13 protein-coding genes are annotated in these 21,506 nt (G+C 73.7%); 7 read left to right on the top strand and 6 right to left on the bottom strand.

The window, feature by feature from the left end:
* Positions 1 to 24: 24 nt before the first annotated feature.
* Positions 25 to 852 (bottom strand): SDR family NAD(P)-dependent oxidoreductase, encoded by an 828-nt coding sequence (locus tag ACFQTY_RS08825; protein WP_378099501.1) that lies wholly within the window; start codon positions 850 to 852, stop codon positions 25 to 27.
* A gap of 138 nt (positions 853 to 990) precedes the next feature.
* Here ACFQTY_RS08825 and recQ point away from each other — a divergent pair, with 138 nt between their 5' ends.
* On the top strand, positions 991 to 2,829 hold the full coding sequence (recQ, locus tag ACFQTY_RS08820) for a DNA helicase RecQ (RefSeq protein ID WP_378099499.1): 1,839 nt from the start codon (positions 991 to 993) through the stop codon (positions 2,827 to 2,829).
* A gap of 1 nt (position 2,830) precedes the next feature.
* Entirely contained in the window at positions 2,831 to 4,114 is a 1,284-nt protein-coding gene (locus tag ACFQTY_RS08815) for an alpha-amylase family glycosyl hydrolase (protein WP_378099497.1), read from the top strand.
* Between the two features lie 3 nt (positions 4,115 to 4,117).
* On the opposite strand, the gene ACFQTY_RS08810 is transcribed toward ACFQTY_RS08815, so the two are convergent.
* On the bottom strand, positions 4,118 to 5,152 hold the full coding sequence (locus tag ACFQTY_RS08810; RefSeq protein WP_291761252.1) for an aldo/keto reductase: 1,035 nt from the start codon (positions 5,150 to 5,152) through the stop codon (positions 4,118 to 4,120).
* A gap of 175 nt (positions 5,153 to 5,327) precedes the next feature.
* On the opposite strand from ACFQTY_RS08810, the gene ACFQTY_RS08805 reads away from it, so the two are divergent.
* The 4 genes from ACFQTY_RS08805 to ACFQTY_RS08790 all read left to right on the top strand — a co-directional run bounded on the left by ACFQTY_RS08805 (position 5,328) and on the right by ACFQTY_RS08790 (position 13,194).
* Positions 5,328 to 5,786: a tRNA (cytidine(34)-2'-O)-methyltransferase gene (locus tag ACFQTY_RS08805; RefSeq protein ID WP_378099495.1), complete on the top strand. Its 459-nt coding sequence runs from the start codon at positions 5,328 to 5,330 to the stop codon at positions 5,784 to 5,786.
* A 128-nt stretch (positions 5,787 to 5,914) separates the two neighbouring features.
* Entirely contained in the window at positions 5,915 to 8,188 is a 2,274-nt protein-coding gene (locus tag ACFQTY_RS08800; protein ID WP_378099493.1) for a glycoside hydrolase domain-containing protein, read from the top strand.
* Positions 8,185 to 9,510 carry a glycosyltransferase gene (locus tag ACFQTY_RS08795; RefSeq protein ID WP_378099491.1) on the top strand — a complete coding sequence of 442 codons (1,326 nt, stop codon included), beginning with the start codon at positions 8,185 to 8,187 and terminating at the stop codon, positions 9,508 to 9,510. Before ACFQTY_RS08800 ends, ACFQTY_RS08795 begins: the two co-directional genes overlap by 4 nt.
* Positions 9,511 to 9,642: 132 nt before the next feature.
* Positions 9,643 to 13,194 carry a proline dehydrogenase family protein gene (locus ACFQTY_RS08790; RefSeq protein WP_378099489.1) on the top strand — a complete coding sequence of 1,184 codons (3,552 nt, stop codon included), beginning with the start codon at positions 9,643 to 9,645 and terminating at the stop codon, positions 13,192 to 13,194.
* Positions 13,195 to 13,230: 36 nt separating this feature from the next.
* Here the strand turns inward: ACFQTY_RS08790 and ACFQTY_RS08785 are convergent, their stop codons facing one another.
* Positions 13,231 to 14,874: a N,N-dimethylformamidase beta subunit family domain-containing protein gene (locus tag ACFQTY_RS08785; protein ID WP_378099487.1), complete on the bottom strand. Its 1,644-nt coding sequence runs from the start codon at positions 14,872 to 14,874 to the stop codon at positions 13,231 to 13,233.
* Between the two features lie 176 nt (positions 14,875 to 15,050).
* Between ACFQTY_RS08785 and ACFQTY_RS08780 the strand changes: the two genes are divergently transcribed.
* Positions 15,051 to 15,824: an ATP-binding cassette domain-containing protein gene (locus ACFQTY_RS08780; protein ID WP_378099485.1), complete on the top strand. Its 774-nt coding sequence runs from the start codon at positions 15,051 to 15,053 to the stop codon at positions 15,822 to 15,824.
* Between the two features lie 41 nt (positions 15,825 to 15,865).
* Here the strand turns inward: ACFQTY_RS08780 and ACFQTY_RS08775 are convergent, their stop codons facing one another.
* The 3 genes from ACFQTY_RS08775 to ACFQTY_RS08765 form a co-directional block, all read right to left on the bottom strand.
* Entirely contained in the window at positions 15,866 to 16,843 is a 978-nt protein-coding gene (locus ACFQTY_RS08775; RefSeq protein WP_378099483.1) for a GGDEF domain-containing protein, read from the bottom strand.
* A gap of 163 nt (positions 16,844 to 17,006) precedes the next feature.
* Complete coding sequence (locus ACFQTY_RS08770) at positions 17,007 to 18,536, bottom strand: amino acid permease (RefSeq protein WP_378099481.1); 1,530 nt, start codon at positions 18,534 to 18,536, stop codon at positions 17,007 to 17,009.
* 224 nt (positions 18,537 to 18,760) lie between these two features.
* Positions 18,761 to 21,340, bottom strand: coding sequence for an ATP-dependent Clp protease ATP-binding subunit (locus ACFQTY_RS08765; protein ID WP_378099479.1), 2,580 nt, complete (start codon positions 21,338 to 21,340; stop codon positions 18,761 to 18,763).
* Between the last annotated feature and the right edge of the window lie 166 nt (positions 21,341 to 21,506).

Here is a 21,506-nt window from a genome sequence, read left to right as displayed (position 1 = left end):
AGGGCTTCGGACGGGCAGGGCCGGTCAGGAGCGGTCGGACACCTGGGGCTCGTCGCCGGAGCGCTGCTCCGACGCCCCGTCGCCCGGGTCCTGCAGCGACTTGCGGTAGCGGCCGAAGGCACGGATCGCCGACCGCGGCGCGATGCGGGCGACCGCGGCCGCGGCGCGGTAGCGCAGGCTCGGCGTGGAGAGGACCACGCCGCGACGGACGTCGGCCAGCGCGGCCGCGACGACGTCCTCCGGGTTGAGGAAGGTCACGTCCGGGAACATCGAGACGTCGATGCCGCCGCGCTCGTGGAACTCCGTGTGCACGAAGCCCGGCTGGACGACGGTGGCGGTGACGCCCGTCCCCTGCAGCTCCACCGCGAGACCCTCGGTGAACGAGCGGACCCAGGCCTTGTGCGCCGAGTACGTGCCGGAAGCGAGCAGGCCGGCCACGGATCCCACGTTGAGGATGGCGCCGCGGCCACGTCGGACCATCGCCTCGGCCGCCGCGTGGGACAGCACCATGACGGCGCGCACCATCACGTCGAGCGCGTACTCCTCGCGGGCGACGTCACCGCCGACGAACTCCTGCGCCAGCCCGAAGCCGGCGTTGTTGACCAGCAGGCCGACGGGACGCTCGTCGTCCCGCAGCCGGTCGGCGACGCGCTCGAGGTCGGCACGGACGGACAGGTCCGCGACCAGCACCTCGGCACGCACACCCGCGGCCGCCTCGAGCTGGGCGGCGAGGCGGCGCAGCCGGTCCTCGTCACGGGCCACGAGCACCACGTCGTGCCGCGCGGTGGCCAGCTGCCAGGCGAACTCGAGACCGAGGCCGGCGCTCGCGCCGGTGACCAGTGCGATACCCATGCGGCCACCCTACGGACCGTCGGGCGTGCTCGGGGAGGCGTCGGGCCGGACAACGGCCGACGGGTCCGGCCACCCGGGGGCGCGGGCCTGTGGGCAGCCGGGCGTCCCGTTGTCGGGGGTCACTCGTAGGGTGGGCTGGTGCAGCTGACGTCGCAGACCCCGCTCGACGTGCTGCGCACCGTGTGGGGGTACGACGAGTTCCGCGGCGCCCAGGCCGAGGTGATCGACCACGTCGTGGCCGGCGGCGACGCGATCGTGCTGATGCCCACCGGCGGCGGCAAGTCGCTGTGCTACCAGGTCCCGTCCCTGGTCAGGGAGGGCACCGGCGTCGTCGTCTCCCCGCTGATCGCCCTGATGCAGGACCAGGTGGACGCCCTGTCGGCGCTGGGGGTGCGGGCGGGGTTCCTCAACTCGACGCAGGACCCGACGGCTCGTCGGGACACCGAACGGGCGTTCCTGGCCGGTGAGCTCGACCTGCTGTACCTCGCACCGGAGCGGCTGACCGCGCCGGACACCCTCGACCTGCTGGACCGCGGACGGGTGGCGCTGTTCGCCATCGACGAGGCGCACTGCGTGTCCCAGTGGGGGCACGACTTCCGGCCGGACTACCTGCAGCTGTCGCTGCTGCACGAGCGCTGGCCGGACGTGCCGCGGGTCGCCCTGACAGCCACGGCGACGGCCGCGACGCACGCCGAGATCCGGCACCGGCTGTCCCTCGGTGCGGCGCGGGACTTCGTCGCGAGCTTCGACCGGCCCAACATCCGCTACCGGATCGTGCCGAAGGACAACCCGCGGGCCCAGCTGCTGCAGCTGCTGCGGACCGAGCACCCCGGGGACTCGGGCATCGTCTACTGCCTGACCAGGGCGTCGGTGGAGCAGACGGCGGAGTTCCTCGTCGGGCAGGGCATCGCCGCACTGCCGTACCACGCGGGCCTGGACCGGGCGGTACGGGCGCGCAACCAGGCACGGTTCCTGCGCGAGGACGGGCTGGTGATGGTGGCGACCATCGCGTTCGGCATGGGCATCGACAAGCCGGACGTGCGGTTCGTCGCGCACCTGGACCTGCCCAAGTCCGTCGAGGGGTACTACCAGGAGACCGGGCGGGCTGGACGTGACGGGCTGCCGTCCACCGCGTGGCTGGCGTACGGGCTGGCCGACGTGGTGCAGCAGCGGCGGCTGATCGACGGCTCCGAGGGGGACGCCGCCCACCGGCGGCGGCTGACCCAGCACCTCGACGCGATGCTGGCGCTCTGCGAGACGGCCGACTGCCGGCGCGTGCAGCTGCTCTCGTACTTCGGGCAGGCGTCGGAGCCGTGCGGCAACTGCGACACGTGCCTGGCCCCGCCCGAGACGTGGGACGGGACGGTGCCGGCGCAGAAGCTGCTGTCCACCGTGGTCCGGCTCGAGCAGCGGGGGCAGCGGTACGGCGTCGGGCACGTGGTGGACATCCTGCGCGGCAAGGAGACCGAGCGGGTGCGCAGCCTGGGTCACGGTGAGCTGTCCACGTTCGGCATCGGCGGGGACCTCTCGGACGTCGAGTGGCGCGGCGTGGTGCGGCAGCTGCTCGCCGCCGAGCTGCTGTCGGTGGACACGGACGGGTACGGCACCCTGCGGCTGACCGACGGCAGCGCCGACGTGCTGCGGGGTGAGCGAGAGGTCCGGCTGCGGCGGGAGGCGCCTCGGGCGGGTCGGTCGCGGGCGCGAGGCGGTGCCGCCGGAGGCCGGGCGGCGGGTGGCGCGGGCGTGCCGGAGCTGGACGACGAGGCGCAGGCGGTGTTCGAGCGGCTGCGTGCGTGGCGGGCCGGGGTGGCCAAGGAGCAGGGCGTGCCGGCGTACGTGGTGTTCCACGACGCGACGCTGCGGGACGTGGTGACGCGGCGGCCGGCGGACCTGGACGAGCTGGCCGGGATCGGCGGGGTCGGGGCTGCGAAGCTCGAACGGTACGGCGCCGGGCTGCTCGCCGCGCTGGAGGGCTGAGATGGCTGCGGACTCGTGGGCGCGGCACGCCATCTGGTGGCACGTGTACCCGCTCGGCTTCACCGGGGCGGCGACCGACGGGTCGTCCGCGACGCCGGGGCGCGGGCTGCGGCACCTGGTCGGGTGGCTGGACCACCTGGTGGGGTTCGGGGCGAACGGGCTGCTGCTGGGGCCGGTGTTCCACTCGGCGACGCACGGCTACGACACCCTCGACCACCTGCGGGTGGACGCCCGGCTCGGCGGGGACGAGCAGCTGGACGAGCTGATCGCGGCGGCGCACGCGCGCGGCGTCCGGGTGCTGCTGGACGGGGTGTTCAACCACGTGTCGGCCGAGCACCCGTGGGTGCGGGACGCCGTGACCGGCGGGCCGACGAGCGTGGCCGGACGGCTGGTCCGGTGGGACGGGGACCGGCCGGCGACGTTCGAGGGGCACGGCGCGCTGGTGGCGCTGAACCACGACGACGAGCGCGTGCGCGCGTACGTCGGGGACGTGATGACCCACTGGCTGGACCGGGGCGTCGACGGGTGGCGGCTCGACGCGGCGTACGCCGTGCCGGCGTCGTTCTGGGCGGCGGTGCTGCCCGGGGTGCGCGCGCGGCACCCGGAGGCGTGGTTCCTCGGCGAGATGATCCACGGCGACTACGCGGAGTACGTCGCGGAGTCCGGGCTCGACTCGGTGACGCAGTACGAGCTGTGGAAGGCGATCTGGAGCTCGCTGGTCGACCGCAACCTGTGGGAGCTGGCCTGGACGCTCGGCCGGCACGACGAGCTGGTCGCCACGTTCCTGCCGCAGACGTTTGTCGGCAACCACGACGTCACGCGGATCGCGTCGACCGTCCCGGCCGAGCTGCTGACCCACACCGTCGCGCTGCTGGCCCTGCTGCCCGGCATCCCGTCGGTGTACGCGGGTGACGAGCACGGGTTCCGCGGCGTCAAGGAGGAGCGCGTCGGCGGGGACGACGAGATCCGGCCGGCGTTCCCGGCGTCACCGGACGAGCTGTCGCCGATCGGGCTGCCGGTCTACCGCGTGCACCAGGAGCTGTTCGGGCTTCGCCGGCGGCACCCCTGGCTGGTGGACGGGTCGGTCGGCGTGTCCGAGCTGTCGAACACGGCGGCGCGGATCACCGTCACGTCTCGCGGTGGTGGTGAGGCGCTGACCCTCGCGCTGAACCTCGGCACCGAGCCGGTGCCCGCACCCGCCGGGGCACGGCTTGCGGCCAGCGACCCGGCGTGGGCCGACGCCGGGTCCGTGCCGCCGAACGGCTGGGCCGTCCACACCGGCTGAGCGTCAGCTGCGGCCGGTGCCGTCGACCGCCCACTGCTCCAGCGTGGCGATCTCCTCGTCCGTCAGCGGTGGGGCCGTCAGCGCGGCGACGTTCGAGCGCAGCTGCTCGGCCGAGCTGGCCCCGACCAGGGCCGAGGTGATCCGCTGGTCGCGCAGCACCCACGACACCGCGAGCTGCGCCAGCGTCTGGTCGCGACCCTGCGCGAACTCGTTCAGGGCCCGGGCGCGCTGCAGGTAGGTGTCGGTGAGGTTCGACGCCGACAGGAACCGGCCGGTCGCGGCGCGGGAGTCGGCGGGCACCTCGCCGGACAGGTACCGGTCGGTGAGCAGCCCCTGCGCGAGCGGCGAGAACACGATGGTGCCGATGCCGAGGTCGCCCACCACGTCGAGCAGCGACTCGGTCTCCCCCGGCGCCACGTTCTCCACGTGCCGGTTGAACATCGAGTAGCTGGGCTGGTGGATCAGCAGCCGCACGCCCATGTCCGCCAGCAGTGCGTGGGCTGCGCGGGTCTGCGACGGCGAGTAGTTGGAGACGCCGACGTAGAGCGCCTTCCCGCTGGTCACGGCGCTGGCCAGCGCGCCCATCGTCTCCTCCAGCGGCGTGCTGGGATCCGGACGGTGGTGGTAGAAGATGTCGACGTAGTCGAGGCCGAGGCGCTGCAGCGACGCGTCCAGCGAGGACAGCAGGTACTTGCGCGAGCCGCCGTCCTGGTAGGGGCCCGTCCACATCGGGTAACCGGCCTTGGTCGAGATCACCAGCTCGTCCCGGTACGCCGCCAGGTCGGCCGCGAGCGCGCGGCCGAGGTTGGTCTCCGCCGAACCGGGGCCCGGGCCGTAGTTGTTCGCGGCGTCCAGGTGGGTGATGCCGAGGTCGAGGGCGGTGTGCAGCACCTCGAGCTGGCGGCCGTACGGGCTGGCGTCACCGAAGTTGTGCCACAGACCCAACGAGACCGCCGGCAGGTCCAGCCCGCTGCGGCCGGTGCGCCGGTAGGTCATGGAGTCGTACCGGTTCTCGGCGGCGGCGTACGGCGTGGGCATCGACGGCGATCCTCTCGGGTGGCGCACCGACGGCCACGAGCGGCCGTCGACGGCAGGGGTGCACGACCAGGCTAGCGACCGGTGCCGACGGCGCCCGCCGGCAGCCGGCCGGCCGGTGGCGGTGCCCGGGACGGCGGCGCCGGTCGCGACGGCTGCCCCGTGGCAGCATCGGCCCGTGCTGCACGTCGTCTTCCACGAGCCCCGCATCGCCGGGAACACCGGCAACGCGATCCGCATGGTGTCCGGCACCGGGGCGGTGCTGCACCTGGTGGAGCCGCTGGGGTTCGAGCTGGACGAGCCGCGGTTGCGACGAGCCGGCCTGGACTACCACGACCTCGCGCAGGTGGTGGTGCACCCCGACCTGGACCATGCGCTGGCCGGTCTGAGGAGAGTGTTCGCGTTCACCACCGGTGCGCAGCGCTGGTACACGGACGTGGACTGGCAGGACGGCGACGCGCTGCTGTTCGGCGCCGAGCCGACCGGCCTGCCGCCGGAGGTCCAGGAGGACCCGCGGCTGACCGACCGGGTCCGGATCCCGATGCTGCCCGGGCGGCGGTCGATGAACCTGTCCAACGCTGCCGCGGTGGCGACCTACGAGGCGTGGCGGCGGATCGGGTTCCCGGGCGGCGCCTGAGGGAGCCTGCGCCGGGACCGGTGGGCCGCGTCGCCGTCGTCCAGACGCGTCGTCGCAACCTGCCCGTCACCCCCCTGCCGTAACCTCCGCCGATCAGGCACGATGCGGCTCGAGGAGAGGGGTACCGCGTGTTCGAGCACGTCGACCCGTTCATCGGCACGGAGGCCACCCAGCTCCCGCAGCCGCAGGGCCTGGCCGCCACGTGGTGGTGGCCCAAGCCGCAGGTGGGCAACACGCACCCCGGCGCCACGTACCCGCTCGGCATGGTGTCGGCGTGCGCCTACTCGGGCGCCTACCCCACCGGCTACGGCCGCTACGACCTGGGCACCGAGGGCCTGCCGGTACCGCTGTACGACCGGCAGGTGGCCAGCGGGTTCACGCACTTCCAGCAGTCCGGGACCGGTGCGATCCGCAAGTACTACAACTACTTCCGCGTCACCCCGATGCTGCAGCCGCTGGACGACCTGGGGTCGTTGTGGGACGTGGTCGACGAGCAGGCGGAGCCCGGCTACTACTCGGCGACGCTGGGGTCGGGCATCCACTGCGAGCTGACGGTCGGGCCCAAGAGCGCCGTGCACCGGTACACGTTCCCGGCCCACCGCGACGCCCGCGTGGTGATCGACTTCTCGATGGGCGGGCTGATCATCCCCTACGGCCGGACGGTGCCGTTGCGGGCTCGGCTGGAGACGGTGGCACCCGGGGTCGCGCACGGCGAGATCGTGGTCGAGGGGGCGCCGCTGGCGGTGCACGTGGAGTGCGACGCACCCGGCGCCTGGCGGCAGATGCTCTGGTACGACCGTCGGCTGATGCCCGGCGGCACCCGGCTGGACTTCGACCGGATCCGGCCGACCACCCTGCGCCCGTTCGGGCTGATGTGGGCCGGGCGCGCGGAGCCGGGCCAGGTGGTCGAGGTGCGGTTCGGGTTCTCGCTGCGCGGCGTGGAGCAGGCGAAGGTCAACCTCGAGCACGACTGCGGGCCGGGGCCGCGCAGCTTCACCGTCCGGCGGGCCGCGACGGCCGCCGACTGGCGCGAGCACCTGGACGGCGTGCAGGTGGACACGCCGTCGAGCGCGCGGCAGACGGTGCTGTCGACCGCCGTCTACCACTCGCTGATCAAGCCGTGCCTGGCGATGGACGAGTCGCCGTTCTGGCCCACGGCCGGACCGTTCGTGTTCGACATCGCGACGATGTGGGACATCTACCGCACGCAGCTGCCCCTGATCACGGCCCTACGGCCGCACAAGGCCGTCGCCCTGGCCAACGCGCTGATCCAGATCGCGGAGGAGGAGGGCAACCTGCCGATCGGGTACCGGATGGCGCGGGGCGCCGACCAGTTCTCCCGGCAGGGCTCGGCGCTGGCCCACACCTTCCTGGCCGACGTGTGCCAGCTGGGGCTGCCCGGCGTCGACTGGGACTGGGCGCTGGTGCACATGCACAACGACCTGCGGCGCACCTACGGCGAGGACTTCCTGCTGCGCGGGCTGGCGCAGCCCGTCAGCCACACGCTGGACCTGGCGTTCGGCTACTGGTGCACGGCCTACGTCGCCGCCCACGTGGGCGACCGGGCCCTCGTCGAGCAGTTCGCGCCGCTCGCCGACCGTTGGGCCAACGCCTTCGACCCGGCGACGGGCCTGCTGCACGACTCGACGTACTACGAGGGCGGCAAGTGGAACTACTCGTTCCGGCTGCTGCACGACATGGCGGGGCGGATCGCGCTGGCCGGCGGTGACGACGCCTTCGTCCGGCTGCTCGACCGGTTCTTCGGGTTCGGCGCACCGCCCGTGGTGCAGCCGGGGCTGCAGCCCGAGCTGGCGGAGATGGCGGCCGGCTACCGGCTGGACAGGTTCGAGGGCCTGAACAACGAGCCGGACATGGAGGCGCCGTACGCGTACCACTGGGCCGGCCGGCCCGACCGGACGGCGCAGGTGGTGCACGACGTGGTGCTGAACCAGTTCGGCACCGGCCGCGGCGGGCTGCCCGGCAACGACGACTCCGGCGGCCTCTCGTCCTGGTACGTGTGGGCCAGCCTGGGGCTGTTCCCGGTGGCCGGGCAGAACCGGTTCCTGGTGAACGCCCCGTCGTGGCGGGCCGCGGCGCTGGAGGTCGGAGGGCGTTCGCTGACCATCGAGACGGAGGGGTTCCGGGAGCCGGAGCCCGGCGGCCCCGCGCAGTACGTGCAGGGCATCGTCTTCAACGGTCGGCCGCTGGACCGGTCGTGGCTCAGCGGGCACGAGGTGCACCGCGGCGGGCACCTGCGGGTTCGGCTCGGCGTTGAGCCCAACGGCTGGGGCACCGACCTGGCGAGCCGACCGCCGTCGTCCCGCTCGCCGGTGCCGCTGACGACCAGCTCCGGACCGCCGACCCTGTCGACGCCGGTGGTCCGGCCAGGAGGAGCGGCATGAGCACGGTTCCGGACGGCGCGACCCCCCGTCGCACGCCGACGCGGCGGCTGGTGCTGGTGGTGCGCGCCGACCCGGTGATCTGCGGGCACTCCGGCGAGGCACGCAACCTCGCCGAGGCGGCTCTGCAGCGCGGGTTCGACGACGTGCGCATCGTCACCTGGCCGCTCGACGTGCTGCAGCGCGCCGGCCTGCCCCTCAAACCGCTCGACGGCGTGCTGCCGTACAGCGACGGCATCACCGTGGAGCGGCCCGGTCCGGTGGGCGACTACAAGGTGCCGGACGGTCGGTGGCTGGCGGGGCTGACCGGCCGGCTGGTCGAGCTGTTCACCGACGGCGTGCCGACGGTGGCGATGTCGCTGTACCTGTCACCGCACGCCACGGCGGTGGCCGATGCGGTGCGGATCGCCCGGTCGACCGGCCTGCCGGTGGACGTGGTGACGGTCGCGGAGGCGGTCGGGTCGGACGTGACCAACGTCGTGCGCGCGTGCGTCGAGGAGGACCGGTTCGGGGCCGCGGCGCAGGTGCTAGCCAGCTACCTGGACCACGACGTGTGCCTCGCCGTGTCCCGGTACACCCGCGACATGATCGTCGGCGAGGCCCGCGCCATCGACGCCAAGCACGGCACCCGGTTCGCGGCGCAGTGCGAGGAGCGGGTCCACGTCAGCTACCCCGCGATCGACGTCGCCGCGTACCGGGCGCGGGACGACGGCCTCACCGACGCGGTGCTCGCCGCGCGTGGGCTGACGCGCGGCGGGTACGTGCTCTACCTCTCGCGGCTGGCGCACGCCAAGGGGGTGGACGACCTGATCGAGGCGTACGCCGCCAGCCGCTCGGCCGGGTCGGTGGAGCTGGTGGTCGCCGGCAACGGACCGCAGGCCGAGGCGCTGCACACCCTGGCGGCGACGACCGCGGTGGCGGGGCGGATCCGGTTCCTGCACGACGTGGACGACGACGAGAAGGCGCACCTGATGGCGGGTGCGCGGGCCTTCGCCCTACCGAGCAAGTCGATGCCCGAGTTCACCGAGACGTTCGGCATCGCCCTGGTCGAGTCGATGCTGTCCGGCGGCGGACCGGTGATCACCACGGACGTCGGCGGGATCGGCGAGGCGGTCGGCGACACCGCGCTGATCGTGCCGCCGGCGGACCCGCCGGCGCTGGCGGCGGCCCTGGACCGGGCGGTGCTGGGCATGTCCGACGTGGAGCGGGAGTCGATGGCGGAGCAGGCGCTGGCGCACGCGCGGCAGTTCGACCGGATGCCGGTGCTCGACGCGATCCTCGATCGGGTGGCGGAGGTGCGGGCGGCGCGGGTGTCGCTCGTCTGACGCGCCACGGGCCGCTCGTCAGACGCGCGGGGGCGCTCGTCTGACGCGCGGGGGTGCTCGTCTGACGCGGCGGTTGCTGCGACCCGGCGGTTCGTCGCGCGCAGCGGTGCCGACCGGGCCACGATCGAGTCGATGGACGACGAGCTGCTCGACCTGGTCCCCGACGTCGAGGCGCTGGTGCGCCGGTGGCTCGAGGAGGCTGCCGACGTACCACCCGACCGCGGTGCCTCCCTGCTGGCGGGGCTGCTGCGCGACCCGGCCGGGCTGCGGTTCGCCGTCGGGTTCATCGACCGGGTGGTGCGCCCGGAGGACCCGGCAGCGGCCGCCCGGGCGCTCGCGACCCTGTCCCGCGACGTGCCCGGCTTCCTGCCGGCGCCGCTGCGCTGGTCCGTGCGGGCCGGCGGCCTGGCGGGGCCGGTGGCGCCGGGCGTCGTCGTCCCGGTGGCCCGCCGGGTGCTGCGCGAGCTGGTCGGGCACCTCGTCGTCGACGCGTCCGACGCACACCTCGGAGCCGCGCTCGCCCACCTGCGCCGCGACGGCGTCGCCCTCAACCTCAACCTGCTGGGCGAGGCGGTGCTCGGCCGGCGAGAGGCGGACCGGCGGCTCGAGGGGACCGCGCGGCTGCTGGAGCGGCCCGACGTGGACCACGTGTCGATCAAGGTGTCGTCGGTCAGCGGTCCGCACGCGCCATGGGGGTTCGACGCGACCGTCGACGAGGTGGTGGCGCACCTGCTGCCCCTGTACCGACGCGCCGCGGCGACGGGCACCGTCGTCACCCTCGACATGGAGGAGTACCGCGACCTCGACCTGACCCTCGAGGTGTTCATGCGGCTGCTCGACCGGCCGGAGCTGCGCGACCTGCACGCCGGCGTGGTGCTGCAGGCCTACCTCCCGGACGCGCTGGCCGCGATGCAGCGGCTGCAGGGGTGGGCGGCCGCGCGGCGGGCCGACGGCGGGGCGCCGGTCAAGGTGCGCCTGGTCAAGGGCGCGAACCTGTCGATGGAGCACGTCGACGCCGAGCTGCACGACTGGCCGCCGGCCACCTGGGACACCAAGCAGCAGACGGACACCGCGTACAAGCGGGTGCTCGACTGGGCGCTGACGCCGGAGCGGACCGCGAACGTGCACCTCGGCGTGGCCGGTCACAACCTGTTCGACCTGGCGTTCGCCTGGCTGTTGGCGGGACGACGCGGGGTCCAGGACGCGGTGGAGATGGAGATGCTGCTCGGCATGGCCACCGGTCAGGCCGAGGCGGTGCGCCGGTCGACGGGGCGGTTGCTGCTCTACACGCCCGTGGTGCACCCCGAGCACTTCGACGTGGCGATCGCCTACCTGGTGCGGCGGCTGGAGGAGGCCGCCAGCCCGGAGAACGTGATGTCGTCCCTGTTCACGATGGCCGACGACGAGGCGGCGTTCACCCGCGAGCGCGACCGGTTCCTCGTCTCGCTGCGGGCGCTGGTGGACGCGCGCGACGAGGTGCCGGCACCGCGGCGCACCCAGGACCGCCGCCGTGCTGCCGCGGCCTCGTCCGAGGCCCTGCCGTTCGCCTCGGCCCCGGACACGGACCCCTCCCTCGCCGCCAACCGAGCGTGGGGCCGCGAGCTGCTCGCCCGCGTCCCCTCCTCGCGCCTCGGCGTCCAGACGCGTGACGAGCACAACGTCACCGATCCGGCCGAGCTGGACCGGATCCTCGCGGCCGCCGTCACAGCCGGCGCCGAGTGGGGTGCCCTGCCGGCCCGCGAGCGCGCGACGGTGCTGCGGCGGGCTGCCGACGAGCTGGAGCGGCGCCGCGGCGACCTGTGCGAGGTGATGGCCGCCGAGACGGGCAAGACCCTCGACCAGGCCGATCCCGAGGTCAGCGAGGCGGTGGACTTCGCCCGCTGGTACGCCGGGCTCGCCGAGGAGCTCGAGGGGACGGACGGCGCCGTCGCGCACCCCGTCCGGCTCACCGTGGCGACGCCGCCGTGGAACTTCCCCGTGTCGATCGCCGCGGGCTCGGTGCTGGCCCCGCTCGCGGCCGGCTCGGCCGTGGTGCTCAAGCCGGCGCCGCAGGCAGCCCGGTGCGGCTCGGTGCTGGCCGAGGCGCTGTGGGCGGCCGGCGTGCCGCGCGAGGTCCTGGCGCTGGTGCACGTCGCCGAGGACGGTCTGGGCAAGGCCCTCGTCTCCGACGCGCGCGTCGACCGGCTGCTGCTCACCGGCTCGTTCGAGACGGCCCGGCTGTTCGCCGGCTTCCGGCCCGGCCTGCACCTGCTGGCGGAGACCAGCGGCAAGAACGCGATCGTCGTGACGCCGAGCGCCGACCTGGACCTGGCGGTGCGCGACGTCGTGGCTTCCGCCTTCGGGCACGCGGGCCAGAAGTGCTCGGCCGCGTCGCTGGTGATCCTGGTCGGGTCGGTCGGCACGTCGCGGCGGTTCCACGACCAGCTGCTCGACGCGGTGACCAGCCTGCGCGTCGGCGTCCCCGCCGACCCGGCGACCCAGATGGGACCGGTGATCGAGCCCGCGGAGGGCAAGCTGCTCGACGGCCTGACCCGGCTGGCGCCGGGCGAGAGCTGGGCCGTGCAGCCGCGACGTCTGGACGACTCCGGACGCCTGTGGACACCCGGCGTGCGCGCCGGGGTGCGCGCGGGCTCGGCATTCCACCGCACCGAGTACTTCGGACCGGTGCTCGGCGTGATGACGGCCGAGACGCTCGACGAGGCGATCGACCTGCAGAACGGTGTCGACTACGGGCTGACCGCAGGCCTGCACAGCCAGGACGTGGACGAGGTGGCGGACTGGCTGACCCGCGTCGAGGCGGGGAACCTCTACGTGAACCGGGGCATCACCGGGGCGATCGTGCGGCGGCAGCCGTTCGGGGGCTGGAAGCGGTCCGCGGTGGGCCCCGGCGCCAAGGCCGGCGGTCCGAACACCCTGGTGCCGCTGGTCGACTGGGTCTCCGCGCCCGCCCGGCACGGCGCGCCGTTGGGGTCGGCGGCCACCCGGCTGCTCGAGGCGGCCCGCGCGGCGGGTGTGGCGGATGCGCCGTTCGCGCACGACGAGGCGGACTTCCGGCCGGTCGGCGGCCAACCCTCGTCGTCCGCCTCCGACGACGCACCCGGCGCGCCGCCCGGCGCCGCGACACCCGCCGCGGCCGGTGCGCTCGAGCGGGCGCTCGCGTCGGACGCCCTCACCTGGCGCGACGTGTTCTCCCGGTCCGACGACGTCACCGGCCTCGGCGCGGAGCGCAACGTCCTGCGCTACCGGCCGGTGCCGGTGCTGGTGCGGCTCGGTCGGCGCGGGTCGGTGGCCGCCCTGGTGCGCGTGGTCGGCGCCGGGCTGGTGGCCGGCGCCGAGGTGACGGTCTCGACGTCCCACCTGCTGCCCGCCCCGCTCGGCGCCGTGCTGCACGACCTCGGCGTCACGGTGCGCGCCGAGGACGACACCACGTGGCTCGCCGCCGTCCGCACCCTGCCGTCCGGCCGCATCCGGCTGGTGGACGGCGACGCCGATGCGCTCGCGGACTCCACCGGACCGCGGCCCGACCTGGCGGTCTACCACCAGCCCGTCACCGAGTCCGGCCGGGTGGAGCTGCTGACGTTCCTCCGGGAGCAGTCCGTCACCGTCACCGCCCACCGGTTCGGCACGCCCGACACGCTCGCCGACCGGGCGCTGCAACGGTCCGCGCAGGCCGCCACCGACTGAGCGGGGCCAGGGTCGACCGGGACTCCCGCAGCGGGGTCAGGGCGTCGGCGTCGGGCCGCCTCCGGAGATGCCGGCGACCCCGTCGTCGGGCCCCGGGGTGCCGCCCGTGGTGTCCTGCGCCGGGTGCGTCCGTCCCAACGGGCCCTTCGCCGCCTCGGTCAGCAACCTCTCGGTCACCTGCCGCACCACCCGGTACGTCGCCGCGTCGCCCCAGCCGGCTTGGCACGCCGTGTCGTCCAGCGCGCACACCCACTTGCTGGTCCCCGCGTCGAAGACGCCCGCGCCGCTGCTCGTCGTGTAGTACGTGACGTCTGCGGCGTCCTGGACGGTCCGGCCCATGAGCTTGCACGTGACGGGCGAGTGGAACAGGACCTGGAGAGGGTGCGGCGTCGGCACGGACAGGTCGACCCGGTCGTACTCCGGTCCGACGAGCGTGCCGAGCGTCTGCCCGGGCTGCAGGCCCTCGGTCAGCCACGACAGCCGGTGCGCCACGACGAGCGGCGCCTTGACCGGGTTGCACTGGTAGAACCCGCCGACCAGGTCGCTCTCCGGACGCGGCACGGGGGCGGAGCGCCACTGCGTCGTCGACTCGGACGGGTCGGTCGCCGTGACCGGGTCCGCGGTGCTCTTGTAGTCGATCTCCAGCCGGTCCGGTCCCACCGGTGTGGACCCGAACCGGATGTGCCGGTAGACGGCGTTGGCGCCGAGGAAGGCCACGTTGGTGCCGGCGTCGCGGGCCCGGGTCAGCGCCTGCCGCATCGCGGTCGACCAGTACTCGTCGTGCCCCGGGGAGACGACGACGCGGGCGCCGTCGAGCAGGTGCGGGTCCTCCTGCAGGTCGACGTCGGTCGCGTAGGCGAGGGGAAGCCCGAGGTGCTCGGCGAACGTCACGAGGGGCAGCTCGTTGCCAAGGAAGTCGCCGCTGCCGGAGGCCTCGGCGTAGGGCCGGTCGAACGTCACGGCGAACGACCGGCTCGCCGGCATCCCGTCCTTGTCGTGGTAGAGGCTCATGCCGCCGTAGTCGTTGTAGGCCTGCCACGTGGTGACGGCCTGGACCAGCACCACCTTCCCGGCGGTGCTGTCCGAGCGCACGGTCAGCGGGACGTAGCCCTCGGCACCGTCGTCCCCCTCGAGGCGCAGCAGGTACGCGCCCGGCGGCCACCCCGTCGCCGCGATGGTCGCAGTCGGGGTCCACGACGTGGTGACCGTCCGGGTGTCGGCGACGACGGTCGGCGCCGGCTGCGCCACCACCCGGAACGGACCGGCGTGCGCCAGTCGGGCCGCGGCGGACGAGCCGTACGACCCCATCCGGAACGCCGTCACGCCGAACGACCTGCCCGTCGCGGACACGCGCAGCTTCACCTGGCCGTCGGTGCGGACGCTGGTGCGGTCCGCATAGCCCTCGATGTGCGTCCCGGGCGGCGAGGCGACGTGCCAGTCGTCCGTCGGGGTCAGCGGCGCAGCCGAGGCGGTCGGGCCGGCGGTCGGTCCGGCGGTGCCGGCATCGGGGACGCGTCCCGGGGACGACGAGACGGTCGCCTGGACCAGTCGACCACGCGCACCGAGCACCACGGCCCCGGCGCCGAGCAGGAGGACGAGGACGGCTGCGCCCGCCAGCACCGCCGCCCGACGGCCGGGGCGCCGCGGGCGTCGGGCTCTCGATCCGTCCTCGGCCGACATCACGTCAGTGTCACCGGGAGCCGCCCACGCCGCCTCCCGGCCCGCCGGAGCGCCCGCCAGGCCGGTGCGCATCCCCGTGTGACGAGCCGCTCACCCTGCGGTGGGATCCTTCCTGGGGCGTCGGTCGTTGGACGCCACCGGGACCGCGGCGGTCCGGACGGCGACGAGGGACGGTCATGGGCAACGGGACGGGCCTGCTGCAGGCGAGGGACGTGTGGGCCGGCTACGGCGGTGCCGCGGTGCTGGCCGGGGTGGACCTCGACGTCTCGCCCGGTGACGCGCTCGGGCTGCTCGGCCTGTCCGGCGTCGGCAAGTCCACGCTGGTGCAGGTCCTCGCGGGCGCACTGGTGCCGAGCCGCGGATCGGTGACGTTCGACGGTCGCCGCGTGGCGAAGCCGGCGCGACGTGATCGCAAGGCGCTGCGGGCCCGGCTGCGCACGGTGCACCAGAACGGCCTGGCCAACGCCGACCCGGAGCACACCGCCGAGCGCGTCCTCCGCCTGGCGCTCGACGAGGCGCGCGCCGCCGGCCGGTCCACGGGTGGCGACGCCGAGGGCGCCCTGGCCGTCGTGGAGCTGCCCACGCACGTGCTCCGGCGCAAGGTCGGCACCCTGTCCGGCGGCGAGCGTCAGCGCCTGGCGATCGCGAGCGCCCTCGCCGCCCGGCCGGACGTGCTGCTGCTCGACGAGCCGCTCACGGCCCTCGACCCCGCCATGCGCCACCACATCGCGGAGCGGATCTTCGCCCTGGTCGGTCCCGCAGGCATCGGGCTGCTGCTCGCCTCGCACGACGTACGGCTGCTCGAGCAGCTGACCACCCGGGTGCACGTGCTGGCCGAGGGGCGGCTGGTGCAGACCGGCAGCCTGCGCGACGTGCTGGCCGACCCGGTGCACCCGGACACCCGCGACTTCGTCGAGGCCCTGCCGGAGGCGACCCTCCGCTGGTCCTGACGCGCGGTCAGCTGCCGCCCGCCAGCCACCACCGACACCCGTCAGGCGGCTCCCGCCGACCGCGCCAGCCCCTCACCACCGCGCTTGGCCAGCCGCATCGCCCGCTGCGCGTCCTGCATCAGCAGGTCCAGGTCCGCCCAGCCCGGGGTCGATGCCGCCGCGACCACGCGCAGCGGTGGCAGCTGCCCGTCCGTGCCGTCCTCCGGCGAACCGGCGAGCCCCGCGGCCACCTGGACCCGCAGCTCCTCGCGCTGCGCGGGCGCCCGCTGCTCGACGGCCGCGGGCAGCAGCCCCAGCACCATGAACTCGTCGCCGCCCGTACGGCCCACCAGGAACCCGCTCGGCACCACCTGGGTCAGCCGCTCGGCGATCGCGCGGAGCACCAGGTCGCCGACGGCCTCACCGTGCGCCGCGTTGATCGCGCCGAACTCCACGACGTCCACCAGCAGCACCACCAGACGGCGCTGCGTGCCCCGCAGCAGCTTCGCCCAGTCCCGCATCGTGTGCCGCACCAGCTCACGGGACGGCAGGCCGGTCAGCGGGTCGTGCAGCGATCGGCCGGTCAGCGCCGCGACCAGGGCGCCGATCAGGTCGCCGGTCCCGACCATCTGCCAGGCGTCCGCCCGCACCAGCACCTCGTCGAACCGCGACTCGACGGGCCGTTCGATCGCCCGGACCGCCGTCTCCACCACCGCCGTCTGCTCGTCCACCACCAGCGGGTTCCAGTCGGCCACCTGCGCCACCGGCTGCCGGGTCAGCACCGCCCGGCCGAACCCGAGCCGTCCGGTCATCGCCTCGGCGAACCGCGTGCGGGTCAGCAGGCCCAGCCGCGACGGGTCGTCGGGGTCCTGCACCCCGATGCACGGCAGGTGCGGGGACCGGAACAGCACCTCGAGCTCGTTCATCGGGGTGGTCCCGTCGGTCACGGTCAGCGGTCGGACCAGGTCTCGCATCACGGCGGGACGGGTCGCGCCCGTCGCGCGCGCGGCCCGGACCAGGAGGTTCACGTCGTTCGGCACGCGGAGCATGGTCCATCCCGCACGACGAACGGCATACGGCCGGACGGGTGGGTGCGGGCAGTGTTCGTCGAACGTTCACCGGCCGGACGACCCCTGGACGACCCCCCGCCGAGGACGGGACGACGGCGCCCCGGCAGCCCGGCGGCCGGCCCGCCGCCGGCCGTCAGAGCAGCGAGTCCTCCTCGCGCGCCTGCACCACCTCGCCACGCCCCAGCCGGCTGTGCCGGTACGAGTACGTGGCGTACACCACGGCGCCGACCGCCAGCCACACGGCGAACCGCAGCCAGGTCAGCGTCGTCAGGTTGAGCATCAGCCACAGGCAGGCGACGCCGGAGATCCACGGCAGCACCGGCGACCACGGCACCCGGAACCCGCGCGGCAGGTCGGGACGCAGCTTGCGCAGCACCGGCACCCCGAAGCTGACCAGCACGAACGCGGACAGCGTGCCGATGTTGATCATCTCCTCGAGCAGGTGCACCTGCGAGAGGCCGGCGATCAGCGCGACCACCACACCGGCCCCGACCTGCAGCCGCGCCGGCGTGCCGAACCGCGGCGAGGTGCGGGACAGGCCGCGCGGCAGCAGCCCGTCGCGGCTCATCGCGAACACGATCCGGGTCAGCCCCAGCAGCAGCACCATCACCACCGACGTCAGGCCCAGCACGATGCCGACGGAGATCACCTTCCCGGCCCACGTCGCACCGACCAGCACGAAGGCCGTGGTCAGCGACGGGCTCGCCGACTTGGCCAGCTCCGTGTACGGCACCATCCCGGTGACCACGACGCTGACCAGGATGTACAGCACCGTCACCACGCCGAGGCCGCCGAGCATGCCGCGCGGCATGGTGCGCTGCGGGTCCTTGGTCTCCTCGGCGGTGGTGGCGACGACGTCGAACCCGATGAACGCGAAGAACACCAGCGCCGCGCCGGAGAGGATGCCCGCGGCACCGTAGGTGGCCGGGGCCCAGCCGAGCAGCCAGCCGAACAGCGACTGGTGCAGCGCCGAGGTGCCGGCCGTGGACGGCTGCGACGGCGGGACGAACGGGTGGTAGTTCGCGGCCTTGACGTAGGCAAAGCCGGCGACGACGACGAACAGCGTGATGCCCACCTTCAGCGCGGTGAACACCGCGTTCACGCGGGTGGACAGCCGGGTGCCGATCGCCAGCAGCGTGGTGAAGATGGCGACCACCAGCACCGGCCCCCACTCGACGCTCACGCCGCCGACGTGGAACGACATCGGCACGTGCAGCCCGAACAGCCCCAGCGCGTCACCGACGTACACGCCCCAGAACTTGGCGATGACGGCGGCGGCCAGCAGCATCTCGAGGATCAGGTCCCACCCGATCACCCAGGCGACGCCCTCGCCCATGGTCGCGTAGGAGAAGGTGTACGCCGACCCGGCGATGGGCAGCGAGGACGCGAACTCGGCGTAGCACATGATCGCCAGGCCGCAGACGATGGCGGCGACGACGAACGAGACGATGACGGCCGGTCCGGCGTAGTTCGCCGCCGCGGTCGCACCGACCGAGAAGATGCCGGCGCCGACCGCCACCGCGACGCCCATCACGGCCAGGTCCCAAGGGGTCAGCGTCCGCCGCAGCTGCCGGTGCGGGTCGTGCGTCGCGGCGAGCGCGTCCTCCGGGGAGGTGCGCCGGAAGATGCTCCTGGGGGCGGACTGACCGCGACTGTGCTCCACGAGCGGGCGATCCTGGCACGTCAGGGCCCCTGGGCACGACCCCGGGTCACCATCCGGTCGGCCGGTCGCGCCACCTGCGCCGATGCCGTCGGGCCCTCCGGGACCATCGTCCTACGCCGCCAGGCGTGCCCGCAGGCCTGCCCGGCGCTCGCGCATCCCCGGGGACGACGAGAGGGCCCCGCCCGGCGAACCGGACGAGGCCCTCTCGGGACCGCTGTGGTGCGTCAGGCCGGCATCAGGCCGGTCCCACCGTCACCGAGCGACGGTGCCGGCGGGGCCGGCGGCACGTCGATGCCGGAGTTGGGCGTCCCCACCGAGGCGCCCACGGCCACCGGCTGCTTGCCCCGGTCGCCGATCGGCACGCCACGGAAGGTGAACTCCCCGAGCAGGCCCTCGCCCTCGGCGTCCACGATCACCAGCTGACCGGACTTCAGCTCGCCGAACAGGATCTTCTCGGACAGCGCGTCCTCGACGTCCCGCTGGATGGCGCGGCGCAGCGGCCGTGCCCCGAGCACCGGGTCGTAGCCCTTCTCCGACAGCAGCTTCTTGGCCGCCGGGGTGAGCTCGATGCCCATGTCCTTGTCGCGCAGGCGGGCGTCCAGCTTGGCCGCCATCAGGTCGACGATCGCGAAGATCTCCGGCTGCGACAGCTGCGGGAACACCACCACGTCGTCGACGCGGTTGAGGAACTCCGGACGGAAGTGCGTCTTGAGCTCGTCGTTGACCTTGGTCTTCATCCGCTCGTAGGACGTCGACAGGTCCCCGCCGGCCTGGAAGCCGGTCATCATGCCCTTGGCGATGTCCCGCGTGCCGAGGTTGGTGGTCATGATGATCACGGTGTTCTTGAAGTCGACCACCCGGCCCTGCGAGTCGGTCAGACGACCGTCCTCCAGGATCTGCAGCAGCGAGTTGAAGATGTCCGCGTGGGCCTTCTCCACCTCGTCGAACAGGACGACGGAGAACGGACGGCGGCGCACCTTCTCGGTGAGCTGACCACCCTCGTCGTACCCGACGTAGCCGGGGGGCGAGCCGAACAGCCTCGAGACCGTGTGCTTCTCGGAGAACTCGCTCATGTCCAGCTGGATCAGCGCGTCCTCGTCCCCGAACAGGAACTCGGCGAGCGCCTTGGCCAGCTCCGTCTTCCCGACGCCCGTGGGGCCGGCGAAGATGAACGACCCACCGGGCCGCTTCGGGTCCTTCAGGCCGGCACGGGTACGACGGATCGCCTGCGACAGGGCGTGGATGGCCTGGTCCTGGCCCACCACGCGCTTGTGCAGCTCGTCCTCCATGCGCAGGAGCCGGCTGGACTCCTCCTCGGTGAGCTTGAACACCGGGATGCCCGTGGCGTTGGCCAGCACCTCGGCGATCAGCTCCTCGTCCACCTCCGCGACGGCGTCGAGGTCACCGTTCTTCCACGCCTTCTCCTTCTCGGTGCGGCGCAGGCCGAGCTGCTTCTCGGTGTCGCGCAGGCGCGCGGCCTTCTCGAAGTCCTGCTCGTCGATCGCCGACTCCTTGTCGCGGCGCGTCTTGGCGATCTCCTCGTCCAGCTCGCGCAGCTCCGGCGGGGCCGTCATGCGGCGGATGCGCAGGCGCGCGCCCGCCTCGTCGACCAGGTCGATAGCCTTGTCGGGCAGGAACCGGTCGTTGACGTACCGGTCCGCCAGCGTGGCGGCGGCGACCAGCGCGGAGTCGGTGATGGAGACGCGGTGGTGCGCCTCGTACCGGTCCCGCAGACCCTTGAGGATCTCGATGGTGTGGGCCAGCGTCGGCTCGGCCACCTGGATCGGCTGGAAGCGGCGCTCCAGGGCCGGGTCCTTCTCGACGTACTTGCGGTACTCGTCGAGCGTGGTCGCGCCGATCGTCTGCAGCTCGCCGCGGGCCAGCATCGGCTTGAGGATGCTGGCGGCGTCGATGGCGCCCTCGGCGGCACCCGCCCCGACGAGGGTGTGGATCTCGTCGATGAACAGGATGATGTCGCCGCGCGTGCGGATCTCCTTGAGCACCTTCTTCAGGCGCTCCTCGAAGTCGCCGCGGTACCGGGAGCCGGCCACCAGCGCGCCGAGGTCCAGCGTGTACAGCTGCTTGTCCTTCAGCGTCTCCGGCACGTCGCCGCGGACGATGTCCTGCGCCAGGCCCTCGACGACGGCCGTCTTGCCGACGCCGGGCTCCCCGATCAGCACCGGGTTGTTCTTGGTGCGGCGGGACAGCACCTGCATGACCCGCTCGATCTCCTTCTCGCGCCCGATGACCGGGTCGAGCTTGCCGTCGCGGGCGGCCTGGGTCAGGTTGCGGCCGAACTGGTCCAGCACGGCGCTGCCGGAGGGCTGACCCTCGGCCGGGCCGCCGGACGCCACGGGCTCCTTGCCCTGGTAGCCGGAGACGAGCTGGATCACCTGCTGGCGGACGCGGTTCAGGTCGGCGCCGAGCTTGCCCAGCACCTGGGCGGCGACGCCCTCACCCTCGCGGATCAGGCCGAGCAGGATGTGCTCGGTGCCGATGTAGTTGTGGCCGAGCTGCAGCGCCTCGCGCAGGGACAGCTCCAGCACCTTCTTGGCGCGCGGCGTGAACGGGATGTGACCGGACGGGGCCTGCTGACCCTCGCCGATGATCTCGATCACCTGGGCACGGACCGCCTCGAGCGAGATGCCGAGGGACTCCAGCGCCTTGGCCGCGACACCCTCACCCTCGTGGATCAGGCCCAGGAGGATGTGCTCGGTGCCGATGTAGTTGTGGTTGAGCATCCGCGCCTCTTCCTGGGCGAGGACGACCACGCGACGGGCTCGGTCGGTGAATCTCTCGAACATGTGCACTCCTCACGAGCGGCGAGCTTCGGGACCCGCGCGCGTGGGCTGCACGGAGCCGACGAAGCGGCGTTGTTCGATGCTAACGGCGGGGTGCAGCCCGGTCGTCCCGTGTTCGCCGCAGGCGTGACGGCGGCGTCGAGGTCTGGACGGCAGCGCGTGGGACGGG

Origin of the sequence: Cellulomonas sp. T2.31MG-18 (genome assembly GCF_964266755.1) — a bacterium.
Taxonomy (GTDB): domain Bacteria; phylum Actinomycetota; class Actinomycetes; order Actinomycetales; family Cellulomonadaceae; genus Cellulomonas.
Note: the sequence above shows the minus strand (reverse complement) of the source record. Positions and strands in the feature narration are given on the sequence as shown.